This is a genomic window from Nocardioides sp. Root1257, from assembly GCF_001425175.1.
Lineage (GTDB): Bacteria > Actinomycetota > Actinomycetes > Propionibacteriales > Nocardioidaceae > Nocardioides.
Genome location: NZ_LMDV01000001.1, coordinates 35,463 through 59,129, shown reverse-complemented (window position 1 = coordinate 59,129; position 23,667 = coordinate 35,463). Strand labels below are relative to the sequence as shown.

The window sequence follows — 23,667 nt, the reverse complement described above, 5'->3', positions numbered from 1 at the left end:
TTGCTCTCGCCTCCCCCGCAGCGGGTGACCCCCGGTCCGGTGCGGAGCCGCTAGGTTCGCGCCATGGGACGGCTCCGTCTGGGCGACCTCGGCCGCGCGCTGCTGGCGCTCGTCGGCGCGACGGTCGGCCTGGTGGTGGCGTCGTGGGTGGTCCCGGGCTTCGACATCGGGTCCTGGGAGGAGGCCGTCGTCGTCGCGGTGCTGATTGCCGCGTGCGGGGTCGTGCTCCGGTTCCTGCTGGTCCGGGGAGCCGTCCTGCTCGGGTGGCTCGGCGCCGTGCTGGCCGGCCTGTTCGGCCAGGCGCTGGCGGTGTGGGTCGTCGTCTACCTGCCCCAGGGCGGCGGGGCCGCGGACCTTGGCTGGGCGCTGCTCGCGTCGTGGATCGTCGCGGCGGTCTCCACCCTGCTCGTGTGGGTGGGCACCGCCGGCACCAACGACGCCGTCACGGCCTCGCTCCTGCGCCGCGCGCACCGCAAGCGGGTCACGCTCGACGACCCCGACGTGCCCGGGGTCGTCTTCATCCAGGCCGACGGGGTGCCCTACCCCGTCCTCGACTGGTGCGTCCGGGCCGGCACCCTGCCCACCCTGTCGCGCTGGGTCCGCTCCGGCACCCACCGCCAGGCCGAGTGGCGGCCGAAGCTCCCGGCGACGACGCCGGCCAGCCAGATGGGCATCCTGCACGGCACCATCGAGGGCATCCCGGCCTTCCGGTGGCTCGACCGCCCCAGCGGCAAGGTGTACGTCGCCAACCGGCCCGCCGACGCCGCACTGATCGAGGCCTCCCACTCCGACGGGCGCGGCCTGCTGGCCGACGACGGGGTGTCGGTCAGCAACCTCTTCACGGGCGACGCGACCACGGCGTACGCGACCATGAGCGCGATCGGCCGCGGCAACGAGACGCGCGAGTCCCGCCGGACCGTGTCGGAGTACCTCGCCCGTCCCAACGGCTTCACCCGGAGCATGTCCCGTGCACTGAGCGAGATCGTGCGGGAGCGGTTCCAGGCGACCCGGGCCAAGCGCCGCGACATCCGACCCCGCGTCCACCGTGGCTGGGCGTTCGCCGGGGAGCGGGCCGCGCTGAGCGGCGTGATCCGCGACCTCAACACGACGCTGGTCGCCGACGCGATGCTGAAGGGCCGGCGCAGCATCTACGTCGACTACGTCGACTACGACGCGGTGGCCCACCACGCGGGGATCCTCCAGCCCGAGTCACTGGACGCCCTGGCCGGCATCGACGCCGTGCTCGCCCAGATCGAGGCGGTGGCCGAGGTGGCCCCGCGGAATTACCACATCGTCGTGCTCTCGGACCACGGCCAGTCGCAGGGCGCCATCTTCGCGGACCGGTACGGCGAGGACCTCGCCGCGCTCGTCGCCCGCCTCGCCGACACCGCCGCGATCGCATCGGTCGAGAACGCCGAGGGCAGCGGCGCGCTCAACTCCATGGTCGCCGGCAACGCGTCCCACGACTCCGTCGTCGGGCGGGCGCTCGAGCGGGCCTCCGACCGCATCACCGCCGACACGTTCGAGACGCGCGAGCCCGACGCGCGCAAGCCCGACGAGCAGTTCCTCGTCTTCGGGTCCGGCAACCTGGGACTCATCTACGTGACCGGCGAGCAGCGGCGCCTGACCCTCGACGAGATCACCGCGCGCTACCCCGGCCTCGTGGCCGGGCTGGTGGCGCACCCGGGCATCGGGTTCACCGTCGTCCACACCGTGGAGCACGGACCGGTGGCCCTCGGCCCCGGCGGCGAGCACCACGTGCGCGACAGCGTCGTCGTAGGCGTCGATCCCCTGGCGAGGTTCGGGCCCCACGCACCGCAGTTCGTGCTCCGCGCGGCCACGATGCCGGAGGCACCGGACATCTACGTGAACAGCCTGATCGACGAGATGGACGAGGTCGCGGCCTTCGAGGGCCTGGTCGCGTGCCACGGCGGGCTCGGCGGCTGGCAGGACCGCGGCATGATCGTGCACCCGGTCGACTTCGAGATGCCTGAGGAGATGGTCGTGGGAGCAGATGCCCTGCACCGCGTGCTGGTCGGCTGGCTGGAGCAGGTCGGGCACCGGAAGGACCTCCGTGGCTGAGCTCGCGCCGCGGGCGCGCTTCTTCGTCAAGGGCAGCAACCTGACCCGACGCCCGATCGCCGTCATCCTGCTCGTGCTCGGCGTCGTCGTCGCGCTCGCGAGCGTGCGAGCCGCCGAGCACCGCGGCGTCCTCGACGACGCGGTCCGGCACGTCGCCGACGACCTGCCGCGCTGGGTGACCGCGCTCTTCGACGCGACCTACACGCTCGGCGCGGTCTACGTCGTCGTCGTGGCGGTGGCGGTCGTGCTCACGCTCCCCCGCCGCGGTGTCCTCCCGCTCACGCTGGTGGTCGCCCTGGGCGTGGCCATCGGCGGCACGTTCGTCGCGTCCTGGCTCGCCGGCGCCGGCCTGCCGGAGCTGGACCCGGGACCGGTGCGGTCCGGGTCGCCCCACGGCTTCCCGACCATCCGGGTCGCCATGGTCACGGCCGCGCTGCTCGCGCTGCGTCCCTGGGTCGTCTTCGCCTACCGGCGCCTTCACGTCGCCATCGTCGTGCTGCAGTGCTTCGCCGCCTGGGCGATCGGCATCGCCGGGCCCACCGACGTGATGGGTGCGCTGGCGCTCGGCATCACCGGCGCCGGGGCCGCGCTGGTGCTCTTCGGCTCCCCGGGCGGCCACCCCGACCTGCGCCGGGTCGACGCCAGCCTCGAGGCGCTCGGGCTCGACGTCACCGGGCTCCGGTTCGCCGAGCGCCAGCCGTGGGGCGCTCGCATCCTGTACGCCGACGAGGAGGCGGGCCGCCCCCTGCTGGTCAAGGTCTACGGTCGCGACGCCGCCGACGCCCACCGCGCGTCGCGGTGGTGGCGGATGCTGCTCTATCGCGACCAGGCTGCCCCGGGGGCGACCCGGCTCCAGCTGGTCGAGCACGAGGCGCTGCTGACGATCCTCGCCGAGCGTGCCGGCGTCCTCGTCGACGACGTCGTCGCGGCTGCCGAGACGGACGGCGACGCGGTGCTCGTCCTCGGCCGTCCGGGACGCCCGTTGGCGGATGCCGAGACGATCGGCGACGACACGCTGCGCGACGTATGGGGTGCGGTGTCGCGGATGCACGCGGCCGGCATCACCCATGGGGAGCTGACGCTCGAGCGGATCGCGACGACGGCGCGCGGCCCGGTGCTCTCGGAGTGGGCGTCGGGCACCGTCGCGGCCACGGACGCCCAGCGGGCGCGCGACGTCGCCGTCCTGCTGGCCAGCCAGTCGCTGCAGGTCGGCCCCGAGCGCGCGGTCGACGCGGCCGTGGCCGGCCTCGGCGCCGACGCGGTCGCCGCCGCCCAGCCCTACCTGCAGCGCGCCGCCATGCCGAGGTCGATGCCCGGCTCCGAGCTGAAGACGGCCCTCACCCGGATCGGCGAGCTGATCTCGGACCGCACCGGGGCGCCCGCGCCCGAACCTGCGGAGATCGTCCGGATCCGGTGGCGCGACCTCCTCCAGACCGGCCTGATCCTGCTGGCGGCGTACGGCCTGCTGAGCATGCTGATCGAGCTCGACTGGGAGACCGTGCTGGACACCTGGCGCAACGCGACGTGGGCCTGGGTCGCGATCGGGCTCGTGGTCGCGCAGCTCACCTCGATCGCCGATGCCGGCACCGCCATGTCGACGGTCCGCACCCGGCTCCCGCTCGGGCCTCTCGTGCAGCTGCAGTACGGCGTGAAGACCATCGGGCTCGCGATCTCGGCCACCCTCGGCCGGGTCGCGCTCTACACGACCTTCCTGCGTCGCTTCGGCGAGGGGCCTGCGGCCGCGGTCACGGCGACCGCGCTGGACTCCTTCGCCGGCACCATGGCGAACGTGGTCGTCGTGCTCGTGGCGCTGCTCCTCGCGTCGAACATGCCCGACGTCGACCTCTCGGGACCCGACAACCTCGACCGCATCCTGGTCTACATCGCCGTCGCGGTGGTGCTGTCGGCGATCGCCATCGCGGTGGTGCCGAAGCTGCGCCGCTACACCGTGACCGCGGTGCGCAGCGCCTGGGACTCCCTCCGGGTGGTGACCGAGAGCCCCGCCCGTGCGCTCGGGCTGTTCGGCACCAACCTCGCGTCCCTGATGATCACCGCGGTCGCCCTGGCCTGCATGGTCCAGGGGCTGCAGCCGTCGATCTCCTACGGCACCGCGCTCTTCGTGACCGCGGCCGCCGCCGCCTTCGCCGCGATCATCCCGGTGCCCGGCAACGTCGGCGTCGCCGAGGCGGCGATCGCGGCCGGCCTGGTCGCGGTCGGGATGGACAGCGGCCCCGCGTTCGCGGTCGCGGTCACCCAACGACTTGCGACGTCGTACCTCCCGCCGATCTACGGCGCGTGGGCCCTGCGCTGGCTGCGCAAGGAGGACTACATCGACTGAGCGTCCGCCTCGGACTCCCGCGCCGCCCAGCTGAAGACGCCCTGCGACATCGTCGACGCCTCGTGGGCCGCGCGGGTCGCGAAGACCTGCGCGCGCACCGACGCGATCGCGGGGTCGCCGGGCGCCGCCTGCGACGCGAGCTCGGCGAGGTGCCCGGCGAGACGCTCGTCGCCCGCTTCGAGCAGCGCGAGGGCCCGGTCGGCCAGCCGGGACGGGCCGCCGACGAGCGACGCCAGCTCGGCGGCGAGCTCGGCGGCCGGAGCGGGCTTCAGGTGGGCCGGGTCGCCGTCCCACCAGCCGCCGTACAGCCGCCAGACGTTGCGTACGACGAACTCCGGCTCGTCGTAGACCGGCCGCAGGTAGGGCCGCTCCAGCAGGTGCTCGGGGCCGCGGACGGTGTGCACGATCTCGTCGAGGCGGGCGCCGGCGTTCATCATCGCGACGGTCTCGTCGTGGAGGTGGTCGAGGAGGTCGGCGCTGTCGGTGAGCGCCTGCCGGATCCGGTCGGCCCCGATCACCGGCACCCCGTGCCCGGGCAGCAGGACCTCGGCGCCGAGGCCGGCCATCGTCCGCAGCCCGGCGGCCCACTCGCGCGGGTAGCGCTGGACCTTCTGCGGGTTGCCGGCGTTGGGCGAGGCCCAGATGAAGAGGTCACCGCTGCAGAGCACCTTGCGCTCCGGGACCCACGTGTAGGTGTGGTCGTCGGTCTCGCCCTTGCAGTGCGTGAGGTCGAGCCGGAGGCCGCCGACGGTGAGCGACGTGGCGTCGGCGTACGTCTCGTCCGGGTAGCGGTACTCGCGCGGCCAGCGCAGGTCGGGCAGCCCGAACTGGCGCTGGTTGATGACCTCGTTGTAGCCGGCGGTCAGGACGTAGCGGTCGAACCGGGCGGGCATCCGCTCGTGGGCGACGACCCGGGGCGCCGCCCAGCCGCGGTCCCGCGCCTCCTCCTCGAACGGCGCGACCCCGAAGACGTGGTCGATGTGGCCGTGGGAGAAGACGGCGGTGTTCAGGCGGGTGGTGTTCCAGCGCCGCAGCGTGTCGTGGACGTGCTGGGCGAACGGCGCACTGCCGGTGTCCACCAGGGTCAGGCCGTCGTCGGTCGCCAGCGCCGCGACGTTGGCGAACGCCGGAACGAAGGCGACGCCGTCGGTGATCTCCTCGGCCTCGCCGGACAGCGAGAAGGGGTGGGTGTCCTCGATCCGGCGCTTGCCGGTCCAGAGGTCGTCGGCGACGTCGATGATGCTCACGGCAGCTCCTGGATGAGGGCGTCGACCACGACCGCGTCCGGCGTGGCGGGGGCGGGAGGCACGGCGGTGACGACGGCGAACGCCCAGGCCCGGCCGTCGCCGACCGGGGTCCCGTCCACCTGGAGGACGAGGCGTCCCGCACCGGGCTCCGGGACGGCGGCGTCCGGACCGAGCAGCTCCACGGCGATGCGCCCGGCGCCGTCCGTCGAGCCACCGACCGGACGGCAGACCGCGATGATCGTCTCGAGCATGCCGGCGTCCTTGTGGACGTGCCGCTCGATGAAGTCGGGGCGCTCCTGCATGTCGACGAACGACCGGACCGACGGGTAGCGCACGACCGCGACCCGGTCCCAGTGCGAGCCCGGCACGCAGTCGCCGAAGAGGACGATCCTGGCCCCGAGCTCGTGCAGGATGTCGAGCGGCGCGTACCGGTCGTCGGCCTCCCTGCCGCTCAGGCCGGCGCCGGCGTCGGGATGACCGGCCGGGTAGTCGGCCAGGTCGCGGTAGCGCATCAGGTTCAGCATCAGGAACGGCGAGTCGTCGGCGGCCGGCAGCGTACGGAGCCGGGCGACGTAGGCGTGGTCCAGCTCGCCGTACCTGGACTCCTCGGTGTGTGCCGCCACGTCTGCCTCCTTCGTCCCGGAGGCTAATCTAGTGGCAGTGACTGTGTCACTAGATTGAGCCGGCGCCTGCGAGCAGGGCGGTCACGCCGCCGACCAGCGTCCGACGGGTCCGGGTCAGCGACAGGCCGCGACGGACCCGCAGGGCCTCCATCGACTCGAAGGAGCACAGCGCGTCGATGCTCGCCAGGAGCTCCTCGCCGTGGGCCTTGTCGAGGCCGCGGGTCTCCTCGGCGAACTGGGCCGCGACCTGCTCGGCGAGCAGGTCGCGCCGCGCCCGCACCTGGTCGGCGATCTGGGGCGAGAACGGCGCGCGGAGCATGGCCGCGCGGATCGTGGGAGCCAGCTTGCTGTGCAGCACCAGACGCTGGTTGACCAGGGCCAGGACGCGCTCCTCCTGCGTCCCGTCGCCGAGGCCGTCGAGCCCGTAGAGCTCACCGACCAGCGCGATCCGGCGCTCGATGGCCAGGTGCAGCAGCGCCTCGGTGTCCTCGAAGTAGCGGTAGACCGATCGCAGCGACACCCCGGAGCGGGCCGCGACGTCCTCGACGGCGGGCGAGAAGTTCCCCTCGACGAACATCTCGTGGACCGTGTCCAGCACGGCGTCGCTGTTGCGACCCCGCCGCGCCGTACGACCGTCCACGGGCTTGCTCATGTGCGAGAGGGTACGTCGTCCACGGCCGGGCGGCGACCGCCCGAGCAACATCTTTTGGCAATCTCATGCCAAATGGCGATGGCCGACGCCTCGTCGTACGGCATGATCCACAACCATGACCGATCTCCCCGGCGTGTTCGGGAGCGTTGCTCCCTACATCGACGACTACGGGTACTTCGCCGTCGCCGGGATGGTCTTCCTCGCCAACCTCTGCATCCCGGTGCCCGGGGACGCCACGCTGGTCGTGGCCGCGATCTACACCGTCTCGGGCGACCTCGACCTGCTCCCCGTGCTCGTCGTCGCCTGGACCGCGGCCGTGCTGGGCGAGTGCGGGGCCTTCGCGATCGGCCGGTACGGCGGTCGCCCGCTCGCGATCCGCCTGGGACGCCGCTTCGGGGTGACGCACGACCTGCTCGACCGGGTCGAGGCGTTCTACGCGCGCCGCGGCACGGCCACCGTGGTCGTCGGCCGCTTCGTCCCGCTCCTGCGCCGTGCCAATGGTCTGGTGGCGGGCCTGACGGAGATGACCTGGCACCGCTTCCTGATCGCCAACATGGCCGGCGCCGCGCTCTGGGTCGGCGTCTGCACGGTCGTCGGGCGCCAGGCCGGCAACAACATCGACACGGTCAACACGGTCCTCGAGCGCGTCGCACCGCTCCTCGGGCTGCTCCTGGTGGTGCTGATCGTCCTGTCCGTCGTCCGACGGCGCCGCCGGCGGGCGGCCGCCGACGTGCGGGAGGCCCCCGAGGAGGAGCTCCGATGATCGAGGTGACCCTCCTGGGCACCGGCAGCCCGCTCCCGGATCCCCATCGGGCGGGGCCGGCCACCCTGGTGCGCGCGGGCTCCGCGACGTTCCTGGTCGACGCCGGCCGGGGCGTGGTCATGCGCGCTGCCGGCGCGGGTTCGGGGCCGAACCAGCTCACCGCCGTACTCCTGACCCACCTGCACAGCGACCACGTCACCGACCTCGGCGACGTGGTCACGACGCGCTGGATCACGACCTTCGAGCACTCGCCGCTGGTCGTCGTCGGGCCTCCTGGGACCCGGACCGTGACGGCCGGCATCCTGCAGTCGCTCGCGCCCGACATCGGCTACCGCACCACCCACCACGCCGACCTGAACGGCCCGCCGCCCGTGCATGTGCAGGAGGTCTCGGCCGGCGTGGTCTGGGACGCCGACGACGTGATCGTCCGCGTCGACGCCACCGACCACCGTCCGGTCGAGCCGACGCTGGCCTTCCGGATCGAGCACGGCGGCACCGCGGTCGTGGTCGCGGGCGACACCGTCCCCTGCGCGACGCTCGACACGCTCTGCGCGGGCGCCGACGCCCTCGTCATCACCGCGATCCGGCGCGACCTGCTCGAGCCGGTGCCGCTCCCCCGCCTCCAGGACATCCTCGACTACCACTCGTCCGTCGAGGACGCCGCGCGCACGGCCGCTCGCGCCGGGGTCGGCACGCTCGTGCTCACCCACTACGTCCCCGCCCTGGTGCCCGGCACCGAGGACGAGTGGCGCCGGCTCGCCGCCCAGCACTTCGACGGCCGCGTCGAGCTCGGCGACGACCTGCACACCGTGCGCGTCGGCTAGGCCGCGAGCACGGGCGACGCCCGGAAGCCCTTGAACGTCAGCCAGAGCCCGAGCCCGAGCTCCCACGCGGCGATCGGAAGAGCGCAGAGCCCGGCGACGACGGAGAAGTCGTCCAGGCCGCCGAAGGTGACGACCATCGTCTTGGCGAGCAGGATCGGTGCCCCGATCAGACCGAGGACGGGCAGCACCCGGGGCACGAGGCCGGCCCGGTAGAGGATCGTCGCGAGGAAGAGGGCGTTGAACGCCGGCATGACGCCGGGACCGAAGAGGAAGGTCCAGTCACGTACGTCGACGAGCCCGTGTGCGACGGCGGCCAGCCCGGCCGGGGCGTCCGCCGTACCGGCGAAGTCCTGGCGCAGCGTGACGACGGACAGGATGCTCACAACGCCGACGAGGATCAGGCCGGCCTCCACCGTGCGGGACGCGACGAACCCGAGGGCGGAGGTCCGACTGACCCTCCGGGTCACCGGGTAGAGGGCGAGCGCGGTGGCGACGCAGGCCAGCGCGGTGATGAGCTCGAAGACCCCGCCGACGAGGACCTGGGTCTCGTTGCCGGCGCCCTGGACGAAGCCGGTGGGATCGTCGGTGGCCGGGTGCAGCAGCGGCACCGCCGGCATCGAGAAGACGAAGGTGGCGAGGTAGGCGAGGCCGCCGAGGAGGGCGGTGCGACGTGCGTTCACGAGGTGCTCCTGGAGGTGAGGATCCGGACCCGCGCCCGGTGCAGCTGGGGCATGAGTCCGTAGATGACGACGGGGACGGCGATGGTGGCGAGCACGAACGTGCGCAGCACCGGGGACATGGGGCGCAGCCAGTCCGAGAGCGTCAGGTTGATGACGGTCAGGGTCGGGAACACGCACAGCCAGATCATCAGGGCGAGCTGGTGCTTGGTCGGGGGGCCGACGGGCCGGGGGTTGGTGTCCATGCCAGCGAGCGTGCGGCCCGCATCCCCGTCTCGGCAACGATCGTTGCCGAATCCGGGACGCACGCGCTTCCATGGCTCCATGGCCGACCCGAACGCCCGCATCGCCACTGCCCTCGACCAGGTGGGCCCGCGCCTGAAGCGACTGCGCTCCCTGCGGTCGACCAGCCTGGCCGAGCTGTCCGAGCGCACCGGGATCTCGAAGAGCACGCTCTCCCGGCTCGAGACCGGCCAGCGCCGCCCGAGCCTCGAGCTGCTGCTCCCGCTGGCCGAGGCGTACGGCGTACCGCTCGACGAGCTCGTGGGCGCGCCCGAGGTCGGCGACCCGCGCGTGCACCTGAAGCCGCACCAGGTCCACGGCCGCACCGTGATCCCGCTGACCCGGCAGCCCGGTGGCGTCCAGGTGTGGAAGATCGTCATCCCGACGTCGAAGAACCGGGTCGAGATGAAGACCCACGAGGGCTACGAGTGGATGTACGTCATCGCCGGCCGGCTGCGGATCGTCATCGGCGACCACGACCTCGTCCTCGGCCCCGGTGAGGTCGCCGAGTTCGACACCCGCGTGCCGCACTGGTTCGGCAGCACCGGGGAGTCCCCGGTCGAGGTCCTCTCCGTCCTCGGCCGCCAGGGTGAGCGCATGCACGTCCGCGCCCGCCCGAGGGCTCAGGCCCCCGGCGGCGCGGCGCGGTCGTAGGCCGATGGGGACAGGACCTCAGAAGCAGAAGCCGCCCGTCCAGTCCGCGGGGGTCGCCTGCAGGGCGCTGCCGAGGACGAGCACCGGGACGATCGCGACGACGGGCGCCGGCAGCAGCCAGCGCGCCCACGGACGGCCGGTCCTGGCGGCGACCAGCGCCGCGACGACCCACGGGACGACGGACAGGACGACCATGATCGCGAGGTAGGTCCGGGCCTCGTGCAGCGCCGCGAGACTGGCCGGGTCGTTGCAGGTCCCCTTCGTCGCCCAGGCCTCGACGACAGCGACGAACGCCATCGCCACGGTGTTGACCACCGCGGCCACCACGAGCCCGGTCCAGGCCCACCAGCGCCAGGGCCGTCGCGGCTCGGTCCGGCGCACGCTGCGCGGGTTGGTCAGCGGGTTCTCGGGCAGCTCCATGCGCCCACCCTGTCCTGACGGGCGTCCGGTCGCCTGAGTAGCCAGGCTCAACGCGGTGCGGTCACCAGCTGAGGCGCCGGTCCCGGCGGCCGCGGGCGTAAGTCACGCCGATCGCCGCAGCTCCGGTGCCGACCGCCGCGACCCCGAACACCACGGCCACGTCGAACCGGTCCTCGCCCGCGACGCGACAGCGGGCGTTGATGTCGTCCTCGTCCGATGCTGGCTCACCTCCCGGGCGGTTGTCGGCATCGTTGAGAACGGTGTTCCACGGCGCGAGGCAGGGGTAGGGGTCGCCACGACTCGTGTGGCGGATCTCCGGGTTGTCGGTGGCCAACCACAGGGCAGTCACTCCGAGCGTCAACGCAGCCGCCGCGAGCAGCCAGCCCACGATCGCCAGTCTTCTGAGCACCGGGTCCGGTTGCAGGCGCGTCGCCGACCCGCGGAGATCGCCTCGATCAGTCATCCATCGGTCCTGCGTCACGAGGGATGTCTGTCATGGGCGCCAGTATCGGCGGGCCTGCCGGCACCGCGGCGTCACCACGCGGAGCGCGCGGCACCGGCACCGCCACGAGGCGGGCACGGCGCGACCTGTCGGCCACGACCCGCACGACACGCCGTACCGCCCCAGCGTGTCGCGCGGGTTCTGGCTGACAGCACTGCGGGTTTCGGCGGCCAGCCGGTGAAACCCGCAGACACGCCGGTCCGCGGGCGCGCCTCACCCAGCCGCGTCGGCGATCGCCCACATGAGGGACTCGTCCAGCACCTGGTCGTCCGCGGCCGTCACCAGGACGGACGACAGCCGCCCGGTGAACCGGGCCGGTGCCGGGTAGCCGCCGACGGTCAGGCCGCGGTCGCAGCCGACGTCGAGGCCGGTGTAGCCGGTCCTGGCCCGAGCCAGGACCGGCAGGGTGCCGGAGCCGACATCGGCTCCGTCGACCAGCAGCATGACGGTCCCCCCGTCATCCTGCTGCTGGTCGCGGAGGCGGTCGACGCGCACCTCCAGGTGGACGGTCCGCCCCCACGGGACCGTCCGGTTCGACACGGTGGTGGTCAGCCCACCGCCGTGCACGTAGTGGTGGACGAGGTGTCCGTCGGCGATGCGTAGGGCGTACCCGGCCGTCCGGTCGCCGTGGGCGACGAGCACTCCCCCGTCGTCGGGGCCCGGGAGCAGCACCGACGCCGAGATCGAGTGCGACCGGCCACGCACGTCGGGTGCCGCGGCGTCGGGGACACGCCCGGGGCCGGGGTAGAGCGTCCAGCGCGCGGTCATCGCGGCCCTTGGTCGTAGCGGCCGGTGATGATCGGGCCGTTCATGCCGCCGATGATGGCGCCGAGCGGCAGCGCGTCGTTGCGCTCGGCCTCCTGCCACCAGAGCTCGACCATCGCGGCGAGCCGCTCGGGCTCCTCGGTGGCGAGGTCGTGAACCTCGTTCCAGTCGGTGTCGAGGTGGTAGAGCTCCCAGCGGTCGGCGTCGAAGTCGGTGACCGCCGCGGCCTGCCCGGTGAGCACCAGGACCGGGCTGAGCATCGGCTCGTGGTGGGCGACCGCCTTCCAGCCGTCCTGCCAGATCGCGCGCTGGCCGTTCATCTCGAAGTACTGCACGGTCCGACGGGTCGGCTCGTCCGGTGACGCGAACGTGTAGCGCAGGCTCTCACCGTCGAGCGGACGCTGCTCGACCCCCTTCACCGAGGTGGGCGCCGTCATCCCCGTGACCTCGAGCGCGGTCGGGGTGAGGTCGATGGCGTGGTGGAACTGGGTCCGGATGCCGCCGGGGTCGGCGACCTCGCCGGGCCAGCGCACGATCAGCGGGGACCGTACGCCGCCGCCGTGCGTGTCCTGCTTCCAGAGCTTCAGCGGGGTGTTGCCGGCCATCGACCAGCCGATCGCGTAGGTGTTGACCCACTGCTCCTCGCCGATCTCGTCGAGGTGCTCACGCACCGCGGCCAGCTCCTGGTCGGGCGCGTCGTACCCGGTGAAGAACTTCACCGCGTTCATTGACCCGACCTCGCCGCCCTCCTGGCTGGCGCCGTTGTCGCTCATCAGCACGAAGAGCGTGTTGTCGAGCTCGCCCATCTCCTCGAGCGCCGCGACCAGCCGGCCCAGGTGCTCGTCGGTGTGCTCGACCATCCCGGCGTACGCCGCCTGCAGGCGCACCATCGCCGCCCGGTCCTCCGGGGCGTAGTCGTCCCAGGCCCGCACGCCGGGGTTGCGCGGCGGCAGCTCGGTGTCCGGCGCGACCAGGCCGAGCTCCTTCTGACGGGCGAGCCGGTCCTCGCGGGTGGCGTCCCAGCCCTTCTCGAAGACCGGCACGTAGCGGTCGACGTACTCGCGCGGCACGTGGTGCGGGAAGTGCGGCGCGCAGAACGCGACGTACAGGAAGAACGGCTTGGTCGCGTCGCCGTTGCGGTGGTCGTGGACGTAGCCGATCGCCTTGTCCACGATGTCGGCGGTGAAGTGGTAGCCGGGCTCGTCGGGCTGCTCGGTCCAGTGGTTGTCCTCGATCAGGTCGGGGCGCCACTGGTTGGTCATCCCGTCGGGGGTGCCGTAGTAGCGGTCGAAGCCGCGCTGCAGGGGCCACTGCGCGAAGGGGCCGGCACCGGTGAACTGGTTCATCGGCGTGAGGTGCCACTTGCCGACCCCGAGGGTCGTGTAGCCCTGCGACTGCGCCATCTCGCCGATGGTCGCGGTGGAGTGGTGCAGCTCGCCGCGGTAGCCCGGGTAGCCCATCGCGAAGTTCGGCAGCAGACCCATGCCGGTCGCGTGGTGGTTGCGCCCGGTCAGCAGGCAGGCGCGGGTGGGCGAGCACAGCGGGGTGACGTGGAAGTTGGTGTAGCGCAGTCCCTCGGCGGCCAGCCGGTCGGCGGTCGGCGTCGAGATCTCGGACCCGAAGCAGCCGAGGTCGGACCAGCCGAGGTCGTCGTAGAGCACGTACACGACGTTGGGAGCGCCCGGCCTGGCGCGCTCCGGCTCGGGGAACGTGGGAGCCGAGTCCGCGAACGTGCGTCCGATCATGGAGGCGACGCTAGCAACTATTGGCAAGGCTTGTGCCAAATGATAGAACTCGAACCATGACGACCACGGCGTCGCGCGTGTCGGTGGCAGCTCCCGTCGACGCGGTCTGGGACCTGTTGGCCGACTTCGCCGCGATCAGCCGCTGGGCCGGCAACGTCTCGCAGAGCAGCCTGCTGACCGCCGGCCCGCCGGGGCCGGGGACGGTACGACGGGTCCAGGTCGGCCGCGCCGCGCTCCGCGAGACGATCACGGCCTGGGAGCCGGGCCGCACGCTCGCCTACGACATCGCCGGGCTGCCCGCGATCGTCACCACCGCCAGCAACACGTGGACGCTCGCGCCCGACGGCGCCGCGACCTCGGTGACGCTCACCGGCCGGGTCGAGACCCGCGGCGGCCCACTGGTCGCCCGGCTGGTGGCCCGTCAGCTCGGCAAGGCCGGCGACGACCTGACCGCAAGCCTCGCGGCCCACCTGAGGAGCCAGCCATGAGTGCACCCGCCACCCGACCCGACGTCGTGATCCTGATGACCGACGAGGAGCGCGCCGCCCCGTCGTACGAGGGCCCCGAGCTCGCGGCCTGGCGGGAGCGGACCCTGGCCGGGACCCGGTGGTTCCGCGAGCACGGCGTCTCCTTCGAGCGGCACTACACGGGCTCGCTGGCGTGCGTGCCGTCGCGGCCGACGATCTTCACCGGGCAGTACCCCGACGTCCACGGCGTCACCCAGACCGACGGGCTCGGCAAGTCCGCCGACGACAGCCGGATGCGCTGGCTGCCGCGCGGCGAGGTGCCGACGCTGGGGAACTGGTTCCGGGCCGCGGGCTACGACACCCACTACGACGGCAAGTGGCACATCAGCCACGCCGACCTGCACACGCCGGACGGCCGACGCGTCGAGACGAACACGCCGTCCGGCGAGGTCGTCCCGGACGCCGTCCAGCAGTACGTCGACGCGGATCCCCTGGCGCCGTACGGGTTCTCGGGCTGGGTCGGGCCCGAGCCACACGGCGCCAGCCTCTCCGACAGCGGCCTGCGCCGCGACCCGCTGATCGCGGACCGGCTCGTCGCCTGGCTCGAGGACCGCTACCAGCGGCGCCGCGCCGGCGATCCGGACGCGCTGCGGCCGTTCCTGCTCGTCGCCAGCTTCGTGAACCCGCACGACATCGTGCTCTTCCCCAAGTGGGTGCGCCGGATGCCGATCGCGCCCAGCCACCTCGACCCCCCGCACGTCACCGAGCCGCCGACCGCCAACGAGGACCTCGCCCTCAAGCCCGCCGCCCAGATCGCGTTCCGGGAGTCCTACCCGTCGGCGTACGGACCGCCGTCGGCGATCGGCCGGATCTACCGCTCGAAGGCCCAGGCCTACCGCGACCTCTACTACCGGCTGCACGCCGAGGCCGACGCTCCCCTGGACCGGGTACGGCGCACGGTCACCGCCGGCTCGACGGAGGCCGTGCTCGTGCGGACCTCCGACCACGGCGACCTCCTGGGCGCGCACGGCGGCCTGCACCAGAAGTGGTTCAACCTCTACGACGAGGCGACCCGGGTGCCGTTCATCGTTGCCCGGACCGGCGGGTCGCCGACGGGCCCCGCCACCGTGAGCGAGCCAACCTCGCACGTCGACCTGGTGCCGACCCTGCTCGCGGCCGCGGGGATCGATGCCGACGCGGTGGCCGCTCGGCTGCGCGAGGACTTCAGCGAGGTGCACCCGCTGCCGGGCCGCGACCTGATGCCGGTCGTCGCCGACCCGGCCCTCGCCGACCACGACCGGGCGGTCTACCTGATCACCCGCGACAACATGCTCGAGGGCGACACCGGCCTGTCCGGCCTGGCGCGTCAGCTCGGCCGCAAGGCCGACCCGCCCGCGCCGCTCCGCATCCAGGTCGCGGCCCACGTGGGTGCGAACTTCGAGGGCGTGGTCGCCCGGGCTCCGTCGTCGAGCGGGCGGGGCCACCTGTGGAAGCTGGTGCGCACCTTCGACGACCCCGCCACCTGGACCGAGCCCGGACGCCGGCACCTGGCCGCCAACGGCGCCGCCGGGCCGGAGTACCGGACGGTCCCGGTCCCCGACCAGTGGGAGCTCTACGACCTCACCGCCGACCCCGTCGAGTCGGTCAACCGCTGGGACGACCCGGCCTGCAGCCCCGTCCTCGACCACCTCCGCACGCGGCTCAAGGAGGAGCAGCGCCGGTGCGTCCCGGAGCGCAACCACCCGTGGCCGTACGTCGCGCGGCGTCAGGGCGAGCCCGACCTCGTGCGGCCGCCGAAGCCGGCCCGCGCGCTGCGCCGGCTCGCGCAGCGACTGGGCATGCACCCCGACGACGCGGACGCCGTAACCCAGGAGGCCGCGGGGCGACGCGCGCTGGTGATCGCCACGAACCACGCGACGCTGGGCGACGGCACCCCGACCGGCGTCTTCTCCTCCGAGCTGACCGTGCCGTACTACTACTTCGAGGACGCCGGGATGTACGTCGACGTGGCGAGCCCGCTCGGCGGCGTGGTCCCGGTCGACCCGATGTCCCTCAAGCCGGTGCTGCGAACCACGGCCGACGACCGCTACCTCGGCGACGACATCCTGGCCTCGAAGCTGCAGGACTCGCTGGCGATCGCCGACGTGGACGTCACCGACTACGACCTCGTCTACCTCGCCGGCGGCTGGGGCGCGGCGTTCGACCTCGGCGACTCGGAGCCGCTCGCGGAGCAGATGACCGCCGCGGCGGCGGCGGGACTGGTGATCGGCGGCGTGTGCCACGGGCCGCTCGGGCTGGTCAACGCGACGGCCGCCGACGGGCGTCCGCTCGTCGAGGGCCGGAAGGTCTCCGCGGTCACCGACAAGCAGGTGCGCGAGCTGCGGATCACCTCGACGCCGCGGCACCCGGAGACCGAGCTGCGCAAGCGGGGCGCGCTCTTCGAGTCCGCGACCCGGTTCCGGGACCCGTTCGCCAACCACTGGGTCGTCGACGGCGACCTGGTCACCGGCCAGAACCAGAACGCCGCGCCGATGGTCGCCCGCGAGATGGTCCGACTCGTGCTCACCCGAGAGACGCCCCGGTGACGGACTGGACGGAGCTGAGCGCCCGCGCCGCCTTCGAGTCGCACCGACTGGTCGGCTGGATCTTCTGGGACCCCACGGCCGAGGCGGAGAGCGCGGAGCTCGGTCTCGACGTGCCGGGCACCTACTACATCGTCAGTCGGGCGGCGCCGCTCGCGCCGGCCGGGCACCAGGCGGTCTCGGCGGCGTTCTACTCGATCAGCCCGTTCTACATCGAGCTCTCGCTCGCGCTGGCCCGCGAGCGCACGTCGTACGCCGCGATCGCCGCGGTCCGCGACCGGGCGGTCGTGCGGGGGCTGCAGGAGTACGTGCCCGAGATCTGCGACGGCCTGGCCGAGCTCGCCGGTCCCCTCTGGGAGGCCGCCGACGCGCTGCCGGCCTCGGGACGGGTCCTGTTCGCCGCGCACCGCGAGCAGCCGCGCCCGGACGACCGCCTGCTGTCGGCGTGGCTCGCCGTCAACAGCCTGCGCGAGTGGCGCGGGGACACCCACTTCGCGATCCTGACGGCCGAGGACCTGAGCTCGACGCAGGTCGGCATCCTGCACAACGCGATGATGGACTACCCGCCCGACTGGATCCCGCGCAGCCGCGGGTCCGACGACGCAGCGCTGGCGACCGCGATGGCCGACCTGGAGGCGCGCGGCCTCGCCACCGACGGGCGGGTCAACGCCGAGGGCCTGGCGCTGCGCGCCGACATCGAGCAGCGCACCGACCGGCTCTGCGAGCGGCCGTGGCGGCTGCTCGGTCTCGAGCGCACCCAGGCGCTGATCGACCTGGTGGCGCCGTACGGTGCGCGCCTGGTCACGCGCATCGATGACACCGCCGGTCCGCAGTGGATGCCGGCCGCCCGACTCCCCCGCTTCTCCGAAGGAGCCACCTCGTGAAGGTCCTGCGCACGCCCGACGACCGCTTCGACGGCCTGCCCGGCTTCGACTTCGCCCCGTGCTACGCCGAGGTGCCCGACGGCGAGGGAGGCACCCTGCGGATGCACTACCTCGACGAAGGGTCGGAAGACGGACCGGTCGTGCTGCTCATGCACGGCGAGCCGTCGTGGTGCTACCTCTACCGCACGATGATCCCGGTGCTGGTCGACGCCGGCCTGCGCTGCATCGCGCCCGACCTGGTCGGCTTCGGCCGGTCGGACAAGCCGACCGAGCGCGACGACTACAGCTACGCCCGCCACGTCGAGTGGGTGCGCGGCCTCCTCTTCGACGTGCTCGACCTGCACGACGTCACGTTCTTCGGCCAGGACTGGGGCGGGCTGGTCGGTCTGCGCGTCGTCGCCGAGCACCCGGACCGGTTCGCGCGGGTCGCCATCGGCAACACGGGGCTGCCCACCGGGCACGAGCCGATGAGCGAGGCTTTCCTGGCGTGGCAGCAGTTCTCGCAGTCGACGCCGGACTTCGACCTGGGCGCGATCGTGAGCATGGGCGTCGTCACCCCGCCTGCCGCGGACGTCGTGGCGGCGTACAACGCACCGTTCCCTGACGACTCCTACAAGGCCGGTGCCCGGATCTTCCCGACGCTCGTGCCGACCTCCCCCGACGACCCGGCGAGCGCCGCGAACGTCGCCGCCCGCGAGGTCCTCGCGGCCTGGACCAAGCCGTTCCTGACCCTCTACTCGGACAGCGACCCGATCACGGGGGGTGGCGAGCGCTGGTTCCAGGAGCACGTGCCCGGCGCGGCCGGCCAGCCGCACGCGACGATCGTCGGAGGCGGCCACTTCCTCCAGGAGGACCAGGGTCCAGAGGTCGCGCGGCGGCTGGTCGCGTTCGTGTCCTAGACGTCGACGTGCGAGCCCAGCAGGATCGTGCGATCGCCCGGCAGCGCGAAGTGCTCGGCGGCGTCCGCGGTGATGTGTGACGTCGCGATGAAGAGCCGCTTGCGCCACGTCGCCATCCCGGGCTCGTCGCCCTGCCGCAGGGCGATGTGGGACAGGAAGTACGTGGCGTTGTCGAGGTCCAGCGCGCCCTCGGTCTCGTCGGCCGTCAGCGTCGCCAGGGCTGCGGGGAGATGGGGCGACTCGGTGTAGCCGAACCGCACCGTGACGTGCGTGATCCCGTCGTCGTGGTGCCCGAGGTGCTCGACCGTCGCCCGGTCCTCGTCGGCGACGCGGGGCACCGTCTCGATCTGGACCGCGACCACCACGACCCGCTCGTGACGCACGTGGTTGTGCTCCACGTTGGCCCGCAGCGCCAACGGCGCCGTCCGGCCCCGGTTGAGGAAGATCGCCGTGCCGCCCACGACGGCGGCGCGCTCGGGCTCGGCGTTGAGCTCGTCGACGAACTCCTGCAACGAGCCCTCGAGCGCCTCGCGACGCGCCGTGACCAGCTCGCGGCCACGTTGCCAGGTCGTCATGATCGTGAACGCCGTGAGCGCGATGACCAGCGGCAGCCACGCGCCGTGCACGATCTTGGTCAGGTTGGCGGCGAGGAACAGCAGGTCGACGCCGAGCAGGACCACCAGTCCGGCGACCAGCAGCCACGTCGGTGTCCGCCAGGTCCGGATCGCGACGTAGAAGAAGAGGATCGTCGCGATGGTGATCGTGCCGGTCACGGCCATCCCGTAGGCGTAGGCGAGCGCGGCCGAGCTGCGGAACGCGAGCACCAGGGTCAGCACGGAGGCCAGCAGCAGCCAGTTGATCCACGGCACGTAGATCTGCCCGTGCGTCGACTGCGACGTGTGCAGGATCCGCAGTCGCGGCAGGTAGCCGAGCTGGGCCGCCTGCGAGGTGACCGAGAACGCTCCGGTGATCACCGCCTGGGACGCGATCACGGTGGCGGCGGTGGCCAGGACGACCATCGGCAGCCGCGCCCACTCCGGGGCGAGCAGGAAGAACGGCGCCGACAGGTTGTCGGTGTCCTGGAGGACCAGGGCGCCCTGCCCGAAGTAGCTCAGCATGCACGCCGGGAAGACCAGGAAGAGCCAGCCGGCGGAGATCGGCCGCCGTCCGAAGTGCCCCATGTCGGCGTACAGCGCCTCGGCACCGGTCACGGCCAGCACGATCGCGGCCAGCGCGAAGAACGCCAGGTGGAAGTGGCCGGCCAGGAACCCGACGGCGTACGTCGGGGACAGCGCGCGGAGGATCTCCGGCTCCGTGACGATGCCGCGGATCCCGCAGGCTCCGATCACGACGAACCAGAGGATCATCACCGGGCCGAAGAGGCGCCCGACGGCCGCCGTGCCGAACCGCTGGGCGGCGAACAGGAGGACGATGATGACGGCGGTGATCTCGACCACCCACCGACCCAGACCGGCGTCGACGGCCTTGACGCCCTCGACGGACGACAGCACCGAGATCGCCGGCGTGATCATGCTGTCGCCCAGGAACAGCGACGCACCGAAGAGGCCGAGAGCGGCCAGCAGCGTCGTGGTCCGGGTGCGCGTGCCGGAGGACCACCGACGGAGCAGGGTGATCAGGGCCATGATCCCGCCCTCGCCGTCGTTGTCGACGCGCATCGCGAGCAGGATGTAGGTGATCGTCACGATCAGCGTCACCGACCAGAAGATCAGCGACACGACGCCGTACACGTTGTCGGTGCTGACGGGGACCGGGTGCGGGTCGTCGGGGTTGAACACCGTCTGCAGCGTGTAGATCGGGCTGGTGCCGATGTCGCCGAACACGACCCCGAGCGCGCCCACGACCACGGCCAGGCGGAGGGGGCTGGCGGCGGTCGCGGGTCGTTCGGTCACGGAGGCACCCTAGGCCGCGTCGTCACGACGTGAGCGCGCGGCGGGCCGCGTGCCGAGGTGTTGGTAACGTCCGGTCTGCCAGTCGAACCACCTCGGTGGTCAGGGAACCCGGTGAGAGTCCGGGACTGACGCGCAGCGGTAAGGGTGACGGGCGGGACACGCACGGCCACTGGGCTCGCAGCTCCGCATCTGCGGTGGGCCTGGGAAGGCGTCCCGTACCGGTGGATCCCGAGTCCGAAGACCTGCTGGCCCTCACGGCACGAGCCGCGAGGAACCCGCGGGCTCCGCGCACGAGCCCCTGACCGCGGAGGCTCCACCGTGACCAGCACCCGGACCAGGCCCGACCGATGCCCCGGGGTCCTGCGCCCCTGGCCCGCCGAGGACGGCAGCCTGGTGCGGCTCCGGCCCGCCGGCGGCCAGCTGCCCGCGGGCAGCCTGCGGGCGCTGCTCGACGTGGCGACGACGTACGGCGACGGCGACGTGCACCTCACCGGTCGCGCGAACCTGCAGCTGCGCGGCCTCGGCGAGGTCACCGAGGAGGTCGTGACGGCGATCGAGGCGACCGGACTGCTGCCGTCGCGCAGCCACGATCGCGCGCGCAACCTGATGATGTCGCCGCAGTCCGGGCTCGCCGACGGGCGCGCCGACCTGCGGCCCGTGGTCGCCGAGCTCGACCGGCTCCTGTGCGCCGACCCGGTGCTCGCCGACCTGCCCGGCCGGTTCCTCTTCGTGTTCGACGACGGCCGTGGCGACCTCCTGGACCGGCCCGTCGATCTCGGCCTCGTCGCGCTCGACGACCGGTCGGCGCAGCTCCTCGTCGGCGGTCGCTGGGGCGAGGTCGTCGCGCTGACGGACGCGCCGCGGGCGCTGGTGGCGCTGGCCCGGGCGTTCCTCGACACCCGGACCGACGAGTGGCACACCGTCGAGCTGCCCGGGCCGCTGGCAGCGGTGCTGCCACCCGACCGGCTGGTCCCGCTGCCCTCGCGACGCCTCGCGTACGGCGAGGTCCCCGGCGGCCGTCACGTGCCGGCGGTCGGCGGTGTCGTCGACCCGTCGCTCGCCGAGCTCGACACCCACCTCGTCGTCACCCCGTGGCGCGGCGTCCTGGTGCCGGCATGAACCGGCCACAGCGCCGCTACGCGTACGTCGACGACGGTCCGGCGATCTACGTCGACTCGTTCGCGACGATCCGTCGCGAGGCGCGCCTCGACGCCGTACCAGCCGACGCCGAGAAGCTCGCCGTCCGGATGATCCACGGCTCCGGGCAGGTCGACCTGGTCGACGACCTCGTGATCCACCCGGGACTCGTCCCGGCGGCGTGCACCGCATTGATGACCGGTGCCCCGATCCTCACCGACGCGCGGATGGTGGCCATGGGCATCACCGCAGGGCGGCTGCCGGCCGACAACCCGGTGCACTGCTTCCTGACCGACCCCCGGGTCCCCGACCTGGCCGCCGCGTGGGGCACGACGCGCACCGCCGCGGCCGTCTCACTGTGGGAGCCGCTGCTCGACGGGGCGGTGGTCGCGATCGGCAACGCCCCCACGGCGCTCTTCCACCTGCTCGAGATGATCCTCGACGGCGGACCGCGCCCGGCCGCCGTCGTCGGGTGCCCGGTCGGCTTCATCGGTGCGGCGGAGTCCAAGGAGGCGCTGGCGTCGTTCGGTGCCGACCACGGCATCGACCTCCCGTTCGTCACCGTCCGTGGCCGCCGGGGCGGCTCGGCGATGGCGTCGTCCGCGATCAACGCCCTGGCCCAGGAGGAGGAGTGATGCCCGGTCGTTTCTGGGGGGTCGGGGTCGGCCCCGGTGACCCCGAGCTGATCACCCTCAAGGCGGCCCGGCTGATCGCGTCGGCCGACGTCGTCGCCTACCACGCCGGCGTCCGCAAGTCGTCGAACGCGCGACGCATCGCCGCCGGCCTGATCCCCGCCGGGGTCGTCGAGGAGGAGCTCCGCTACCCCGTCACGACCGGCACGACCGAGCACCCGGACGGGTACGCCGGCGCGATGGCCGCCTTCTACGAGTCGGCAGCCGACCGCCTCGCCGCCCACCTCGAGGCCGGGCGCGACGTCGTCCTCCTCGCCGAGGGCGACCCGCTGTTCTACGGCTCCTTCATGTACATGCACGACGCGCTGTCGGAGCGGTTCGAGACCGGCATCGTGCCGGGGGTCCCGGCGTTCGCGGCCGCCACCGCCGTCGCCGCCTCTCCCCTGGCCCGCCAGACCGACGTCCTCACGGTGCTGCCCGGCACGCTGCCCGAGCCCGAGCTCGCGCGGCGGCTCGCCGACACCGACGCCGCCGTGATCATGAAGCTCGGCCGGACCTTCCCCGCCGTACGCCGCGCGCTGGCCGCCGCGGGACGCCTCGAGCACGCGGTCTACGTCGAGCGCGCATCCATGGACGACGAGCGCTGGCTTCCTGTGGCCGACGTCGACCCCGACACGGTCCCGTACTTCTCCCTCGTGCTGGTCGCCGGCGACTCGCGGCACGGCTCGGGTCGGCGGCCCGACGTTTGGTCACCAACCGCAGATGGGACCGCTCCCAGCGCGACGTTTGGTCACCAACCGCGGGCCGGAGGGCTGCTGGTGGTCGGCCTCGGACCCGGCCCGGACGCCTGGGTGACCCCGGAGGTCACGGCCGCGCTGGCGGAGGTGGACCACGTCGTGGGCTACGCGCCGTACGTCAACCGGGTGCCACAGCGGGCCGGTCTGACCCGGCACGCCTCGGGCAACAGCGTCGAGCTCGACCGCGCCCGATCGGCCCTCGACCTGGCGCTCGCCGGTGAGCGCGTCGCGGTGGTGTCCGGCGGGGACGCCGGGGTCTTCGGGATGGCCTCGGCGGTCTACGAGGCGGCCGAGGACGAGCGGTACGCCGACCTGCCGATCACGGTGCTGCCCGGCATCAGCGCCGTGCAGGCCGTCGCGGCGCGGGCGGGCGCTCCGATCGGCGCCGACTTCGCGGTGGTCAGCCTCTCCGACCGGCTGAAGCCGTGGTCGCTGATCGAGCAGCGGCTCCGTGCGATCGCGCAGGCGGACCTGGTGCTGGCGGTCTACAACCCGGCCTCGAGGTCGCGCACCCACCAGGTGGTGGAGGCGCAGAAGGTGCTGCTCGAGCACCGGTCGCCCGAGACCGTCGTCATCGTCGGGCGCGACGTCGGTCGGGCGGAGGAGTCGCTCACGGTGACGACGCTGGCCGGGCTCGACGCCGACACGATCGACATGAAGTGCCTGCTGATCGTGGGGGCGTCGAGCACGACCGTCAGCGCCACCGGCGCGGTCTGGACGCCGCGCTCGGTGGGCTGACCGGGGTCACTGCGCGGCGTCGGTCTACGCGGGAGCTGCCCGGGTGC

The 23,667-nt window shown here is 73.0% G+C and carries 22 protein-coding genes and 1 riboswitch; of the genes, 12 read left to right on the top strand and 10 right to left on the bottom strand.

Annotation, left to right across the window (positions count from 1 at the left end):
• Positions 1–63 precede the first annotated feature (63 nt).
• Both ASC77_RS00265 and ASC77_RS00260 read left to right on the top strand, forming a co-directional pair.
• A complete protein-coding gene (locus tag ASC77_RS00265) occupies positions 64–2,082 on the top strand; it encodes an alkaline phosphatase family protein (protein WP_056147335.1) in 2,019 nt (672 codons plus the stop codon).
• A complete protein-coding gene (locus ASC77_RS00260; RefSeq protein WP_056147331.1) occupies positions 2,075–4,420 on the top strand; it encodes a lysylphosphatidylglycerol synthase domain-containing protein in 2,346 nt (781 codons plus the stop codon). The genes ASC77_RS00265 and ASC77_RS00260 overlap by 8 nt, the downstream gene beginning before the upstream one ends.
• Here ASC77_RS00260 and ASC77_RS00255 read toward each other — a convergent pair.
• From ASC77_RS00255 to ASC77_RS00245, 3 genes are read right to left on the bottom strand one after another with little or no spacing between them, the layout of a single operon-like run.
• Positions 4,408–5,667 carry an alkyl sulfatase dimerization domain-containing protein gene (locus ASC77_RS00255; protein WP_056147328.1) on the bottom strand — a complete coding sequence of 420 codons (1,260 nt, stop codon included), beginning with the start codon at positions 5,665–5,667 and terminating at the stop codon, positions 4,408–4,410. The two genes, ASC77_RS00260 and ASC77_RS00255, sit on opposite strands and share 13 nt — an antisense overlap.
• Complete coding sequence (locus tag ASC77_RS00250) at positions 5,664–6,290, bottom strand: hypothetical protein (protein ID WP_056147324.1); 627 nt, start codon at positions 6,288–6,290, stop codon at positions 5,664–5,666. The genes ASC77_RS00255 and ASC77_RS00250 overlap by 4 nt, the downstream gene beginning before the upstream one ends.
• 49 nt (positions 6,291–6,339) lie before the next feature.
• Positions 6,340–6,942, bottom strand: coding sequence for a TetR/AcrR family transcriptional regulator (locus ASC77_RS00245; RefSeq protein WP_056147321.1), 603 nt, complete (start codon positions 6,940–6,942; stop codon positions 6,340–6,342).
• A 115-nt stretch (positions 6,943–7,057) separates the two neighbouring features.
• On the opposite strand from ASC77_RS00245, the gene ASC77_RS00240 reads away from it, so the two are divergent.
• On the top strand, positions 7,058–7,705 hold the full coding sequence (locus tag ASC77_RS00240; protein ID WP_056147318.1) for a DedA family protein: 648 nt from the start codon (positions 7,058–7,060) through the stop codon (positions 7,703–7,705).
• Positions 7,702–8,529: a ribonuclease Z gene (locus ASC77_RS00235; RefSeq protein WP_056147315.1), complete on the top strand. Its 828-nt coding sequence runs from the start codon at positions 7,702–7,704 to the stop codon at positions 8,527–8,529. The genes ASC77_RS00240 and ASC77_RS00235 overlap by 4 nt, the downstream gene beginning before the upstream one ends.
• Here the strand turns inward: ASC77_RS00235 and ASC77_RS27065 are convergent.
• Positions 8,526–9,209: a DUF4386 domain-containing protein gene (locus tag ASC77_RS27065; protein ID WP_056147312.1), complete on the bottom strand. Its 684-nt coding sequence runs from the start codon at positions 9,207–9,209 to the stop codon at positions 8,526–8,528. The genes ASC77_RS00235 and ASC77_RS27065 overlap by 4 nt on opposite strands.
• Complete coding sequence (locus ASC77_RS27060) at positions 9,206–9,451, bottom strand: hypothetical protein (RefSeq protein WP_056147309.1); 246 nt, start codon at positions 9,449–9,451, stop codon at positions 9,206–9,208. The genes ASC77_RS27065 and ASC77_RS27060 overlap by 4 nt, the downstream gene beginning before the upstream one ends.
• A gap of 79 nt (positions 9,452–9,530) precedes the next feature.
• Between ASC77_RS27060 and ASC77_RS00220 the strand changes: the two genes are divergently transcribed.
• The gene (locus ASC77_RS00220; RefSeq protein ID WP_056147307.1) at positions 9,531–10,142 is read left to right on the top strand and encodes a helix-turn-helix domain-containing protein; all 612 of its coding nucleotides are present in this window, start codon (positions 9,531–9,533) and stop codon (positions 10,140–10,142) included.
• Between the two features lie 18 nt (positions 10,143–10,160).
• On the opposite strand, the gene ASC77_RS00215 is transcribed toward ASC77_RS00220, so the two are convergent.
• From ASC77_RS00215 to ASC77_RS00200, 4 genes are all read right to left on the bottom strand, one after another.
• Positions 10,161–10,562 (bottom strand): hypothetical protein, encoded by a 402-nt coding sequence (locus ASC77_RS00215; RefSeq protein ID WP_056147304.1) that lies wholly within the window; start codon positions 10,560–10,562, stop codon positions 10,161–10,163.
• A gap of 61 nt (positions 10,563–10,623) precedes the next feature.
• Positions 10,624–11,043 (bottom strand): hypothetical protein, encoded by a 420-nt coding sequence (locus ASC77_RS00210; protein ID WP_056793366.1) that lies wholly within the window; start codon positions 11,041–11,043, stop codon positions 10,624–10,626.
• A 234-nt stretch (positions 11,044–11,277) separates the two neighbouring features.
• Positions 11,278–11,832, bottom strand: a complete 555-nt coding sequence (locus ASC77_RS00205; RefSeq protein WP_056147297.1) for a LamG domain-containing protein — start codon at positions 11,830–11,832, stop codon at positions 11,278–11,280.
• Entirely contained in the window at positions 11,829–13,574 is a 1,746-nt protein-coding gene (locus ASC77_RS00200) for an arylsulfatase (RefSeq protein WP_056147295.1), read from the bottom strand. The genes ASC77_RS00205 and ASC77_RS00200 overlap by 4 nt, the downstream gene beginning before the upstream one ends.
• A 56-nt stretch (positions 13,575–13,630) precedes the next feature.
• Between ASC77_RS00200 and ASC77_RS00195 the strand changes: the two genes are divergently transcribed.
• Genes ASC77_RS00195 through ASC77_RS00180 form a run of 4 tightly spaced genes read left to right on the top strand, consistent with a single transcriptional unit; the run spans position 13,631 to position 18,406 of the window.
• Entirely contained in the window at positions 13,631–14,062 is a 432-nt protein-coding gene (locus ASC77_RS00195; RefSeq protein ID WP_056147294.1) for an SRPBCC family protein, read from the top strand.
• Positions 14,059–16,626, top strand: coding sequence for a sulfatase-like hydrolase/transferase (locus ASC77_RS00190; protein ID WP_056147292.1), 2,568 nt, complete (start codon positions 14,059–14,061; stop codon positions 16,624–16,626). Before ASC77_RS00195 ends, ASC77_RS00190 begins: the two co-directional genes overlap by 4 nt.
• Positions 16,623–17,507: an SCO6745 family protein gene (locus ASC77_RS00185; protein WP_056147290.1), complete on the top strand. Its 885-nt coding sequence runs from the start codon at positions 16,623–16,625 to the stop codon at positions 17,505–17,507. Before ASC77_RS00190 ends, ASC77_RS00185 begins: the two co-directional genes overlap by 4 nt.
• Positions 17,504–18,406, top strand: a complete 903-nt coding sequence (locus ASC77_RS00180) for a haloalkane dehalogenase (RefSeq protein WP_056147287.1) — start codon at positions 17,504–17,506, stop codon at positions 18,404–18,406. The genes ASC77_RS00185 and ASC77_RS00180 overlap by 4 nt, the downstream gene beginning before the upstream one ends.
• Here the strand turns inward: ASC77_RS00180 and ASC77_RS00175 are convergent.
• The gene (locus ASC77_RS00175) at positions 18,403–20,316 is read right to left on the bottom strand and encodes a potassium transporter Kup (RefSeq protein ID WP_056147284.1); all 1,914 of its coding nucleotides are present in this window, start codon (positions 20,314–20,316) and stop codon (positions 18,403–18,405) included. The genes ASC77_RS00180 and ASC77_RS00175 overlap by 4 nt on opposite strands.
• Positions 20,317–20,378: 62 nt before the next feature.
• A riboswitch (cobalamin riboswitch) is annotated at positions 20,379–20,581 on the top strand.
• Positions 20,582–20,634: 53 nt separating this feature from the next.
• Here ASC77_RS00175 and ASC77_RS00170 point away from each other — a divergent pair.
• From ASC77_RS00170 to ASC77_RS00160, 3 genes are read left to right on the top strand one after another with little or no spacing between them, the layout of a single operon-like run.
• The gene (locus ASC77_RS00170) at positions 20,635–21,435 is read left to right on the top strand and encodes a nitrite reductase (protein ID WP_056147281.1); all 801 of its coding nucleotides are present in this window, start codon (positions 20,635–20,637) and stop codon (positions 21,433–21,435) included.
• Positions 21,432–22,088, top strand: a complete 657-nt coding sequence (locus ASC77_RS00165; RefSeq protein ID WP_056147280.1) for a precorrin-8X methylmutase — start codon at positions 21,432–21,434, stop codon at positions 22,086–22,088. The genes ASC77_RS00170 and ASC77_RS00165 overlap by 4 nt, the downstream gene beginning before the upstream one ends.
• Positions 22,088–23,620, top strand: a complete 1,533-nt coding sequence (locus ASC77_RS00160) for a precorrin-2 C(20)-methyltransferase (protein WP_056149686.1) — start codon at positions 22,088–22,090, stop codon at positions 23,618–23,620. Before ASC77_RS00165 ends, ASC77_RS00160 begins: the two co-directional genes overlap by 1 nt.
• The last annotated feature ends 47 nt before the right edge of the window (positions 23,621–23,667 follow it).

Excerpts from the sequence above, each read along its gene's own strand:
- ASC77_RS00265 (WP_056147335.1), top strand. The coding sequence starts at position 64 with ATGGGACGGCTCCGTCTGGGCGACCTCGGCCGCGCGCTGCTGGCGCTC.
- ASC77_RS00245 (WP_056147321.1), bottom strand. The coding sequence starts at position 6,942 with ATGAGCAAGCCCGTGGACGGTCGTACGGCGCGGCGGGGTCGCAACAGC.
- ASC77_RS00240 (WP_056147318.1), top strand. The coding sequence starts at position 7,058 with ATGACCGATCTCCCCGGCGTGTTCGGGAGCGTTGCTCCCTACATCGAC.
- ASC77_RS00235 (WP_056147315.1), top strand. The coding sequence starts at position 7,702 with ATGATCGAGGTGACCCTCCTGGGCACCGGCAGCCCGCTCCCGGATCCC.
- ASC77_RS27060 (WP_056147309.1), bottom strand. The coding sequence starts at position 9,451 with ATGGACACCAACCCCCGGCCCGTCGGCCCCCCGACCAAGCACCAGCTC.
- ASC77_RS00220 (WP_056147307.1), top strand. The coding sequence starts at position 9,531 with ATGGCCGACCCGAACGCCCGCATCGCCACTGCCCTCGACCAGGTGGGC.
- ASC77_RS00215 (WP_056147304.1), bottom strand. The coding sequence starts at position 10,562 with ATGGAGCTGCCCGAGAACCCGCTGACCAACCCGCGCAGCGTGCGCCGG.
- ASC77_RS00205 (WP_056147297.1), bottom strand. The coding sequence starts at position 11,832 with ATGACCGCGCGCTGGACGCTCTACCCCGGCCCCGGGCGTGTCCCCGAC.
- ASC77_RS00200 (WP_056147295.1), bottom strand. The coding sequence starts at position 13,574 with ATGATCGGACGCACGTTCGCGGACTCGGCTCCCACGTTCCCCGAGCCG.
- ASC77_RS00195 (WP_056147294.1), top strand. The coding sequence starts at position 13,631 with ATGACGACCACGGCGTCGCGCGTGTCGGTGGCAGCTCCCGTCGACGCG.
- ASC77_RS00190 (WP_056147292.1), top strand. The coding sequence starts at position 14,059 with ATGAGTGCACCCGCCACCCGACCCGACGTCGTGATCCTGATGACCGAC.
- ASC77_RS00165 (WP_056147280.1), top strand. The coding sequence starts at position 21,432 with ATGAACCGGCCACAGCGCCGCTACGCGTACGTCGACGACGGTCCGGCG.
- ASC77_RS00160 (WP_056149686.1), top strand. The coding sequence starts at position 22,088 with ATGCCCGGTCGTTTCTGGGGGGTCGGGGTCGGCCCCGGTGACCCCGAG.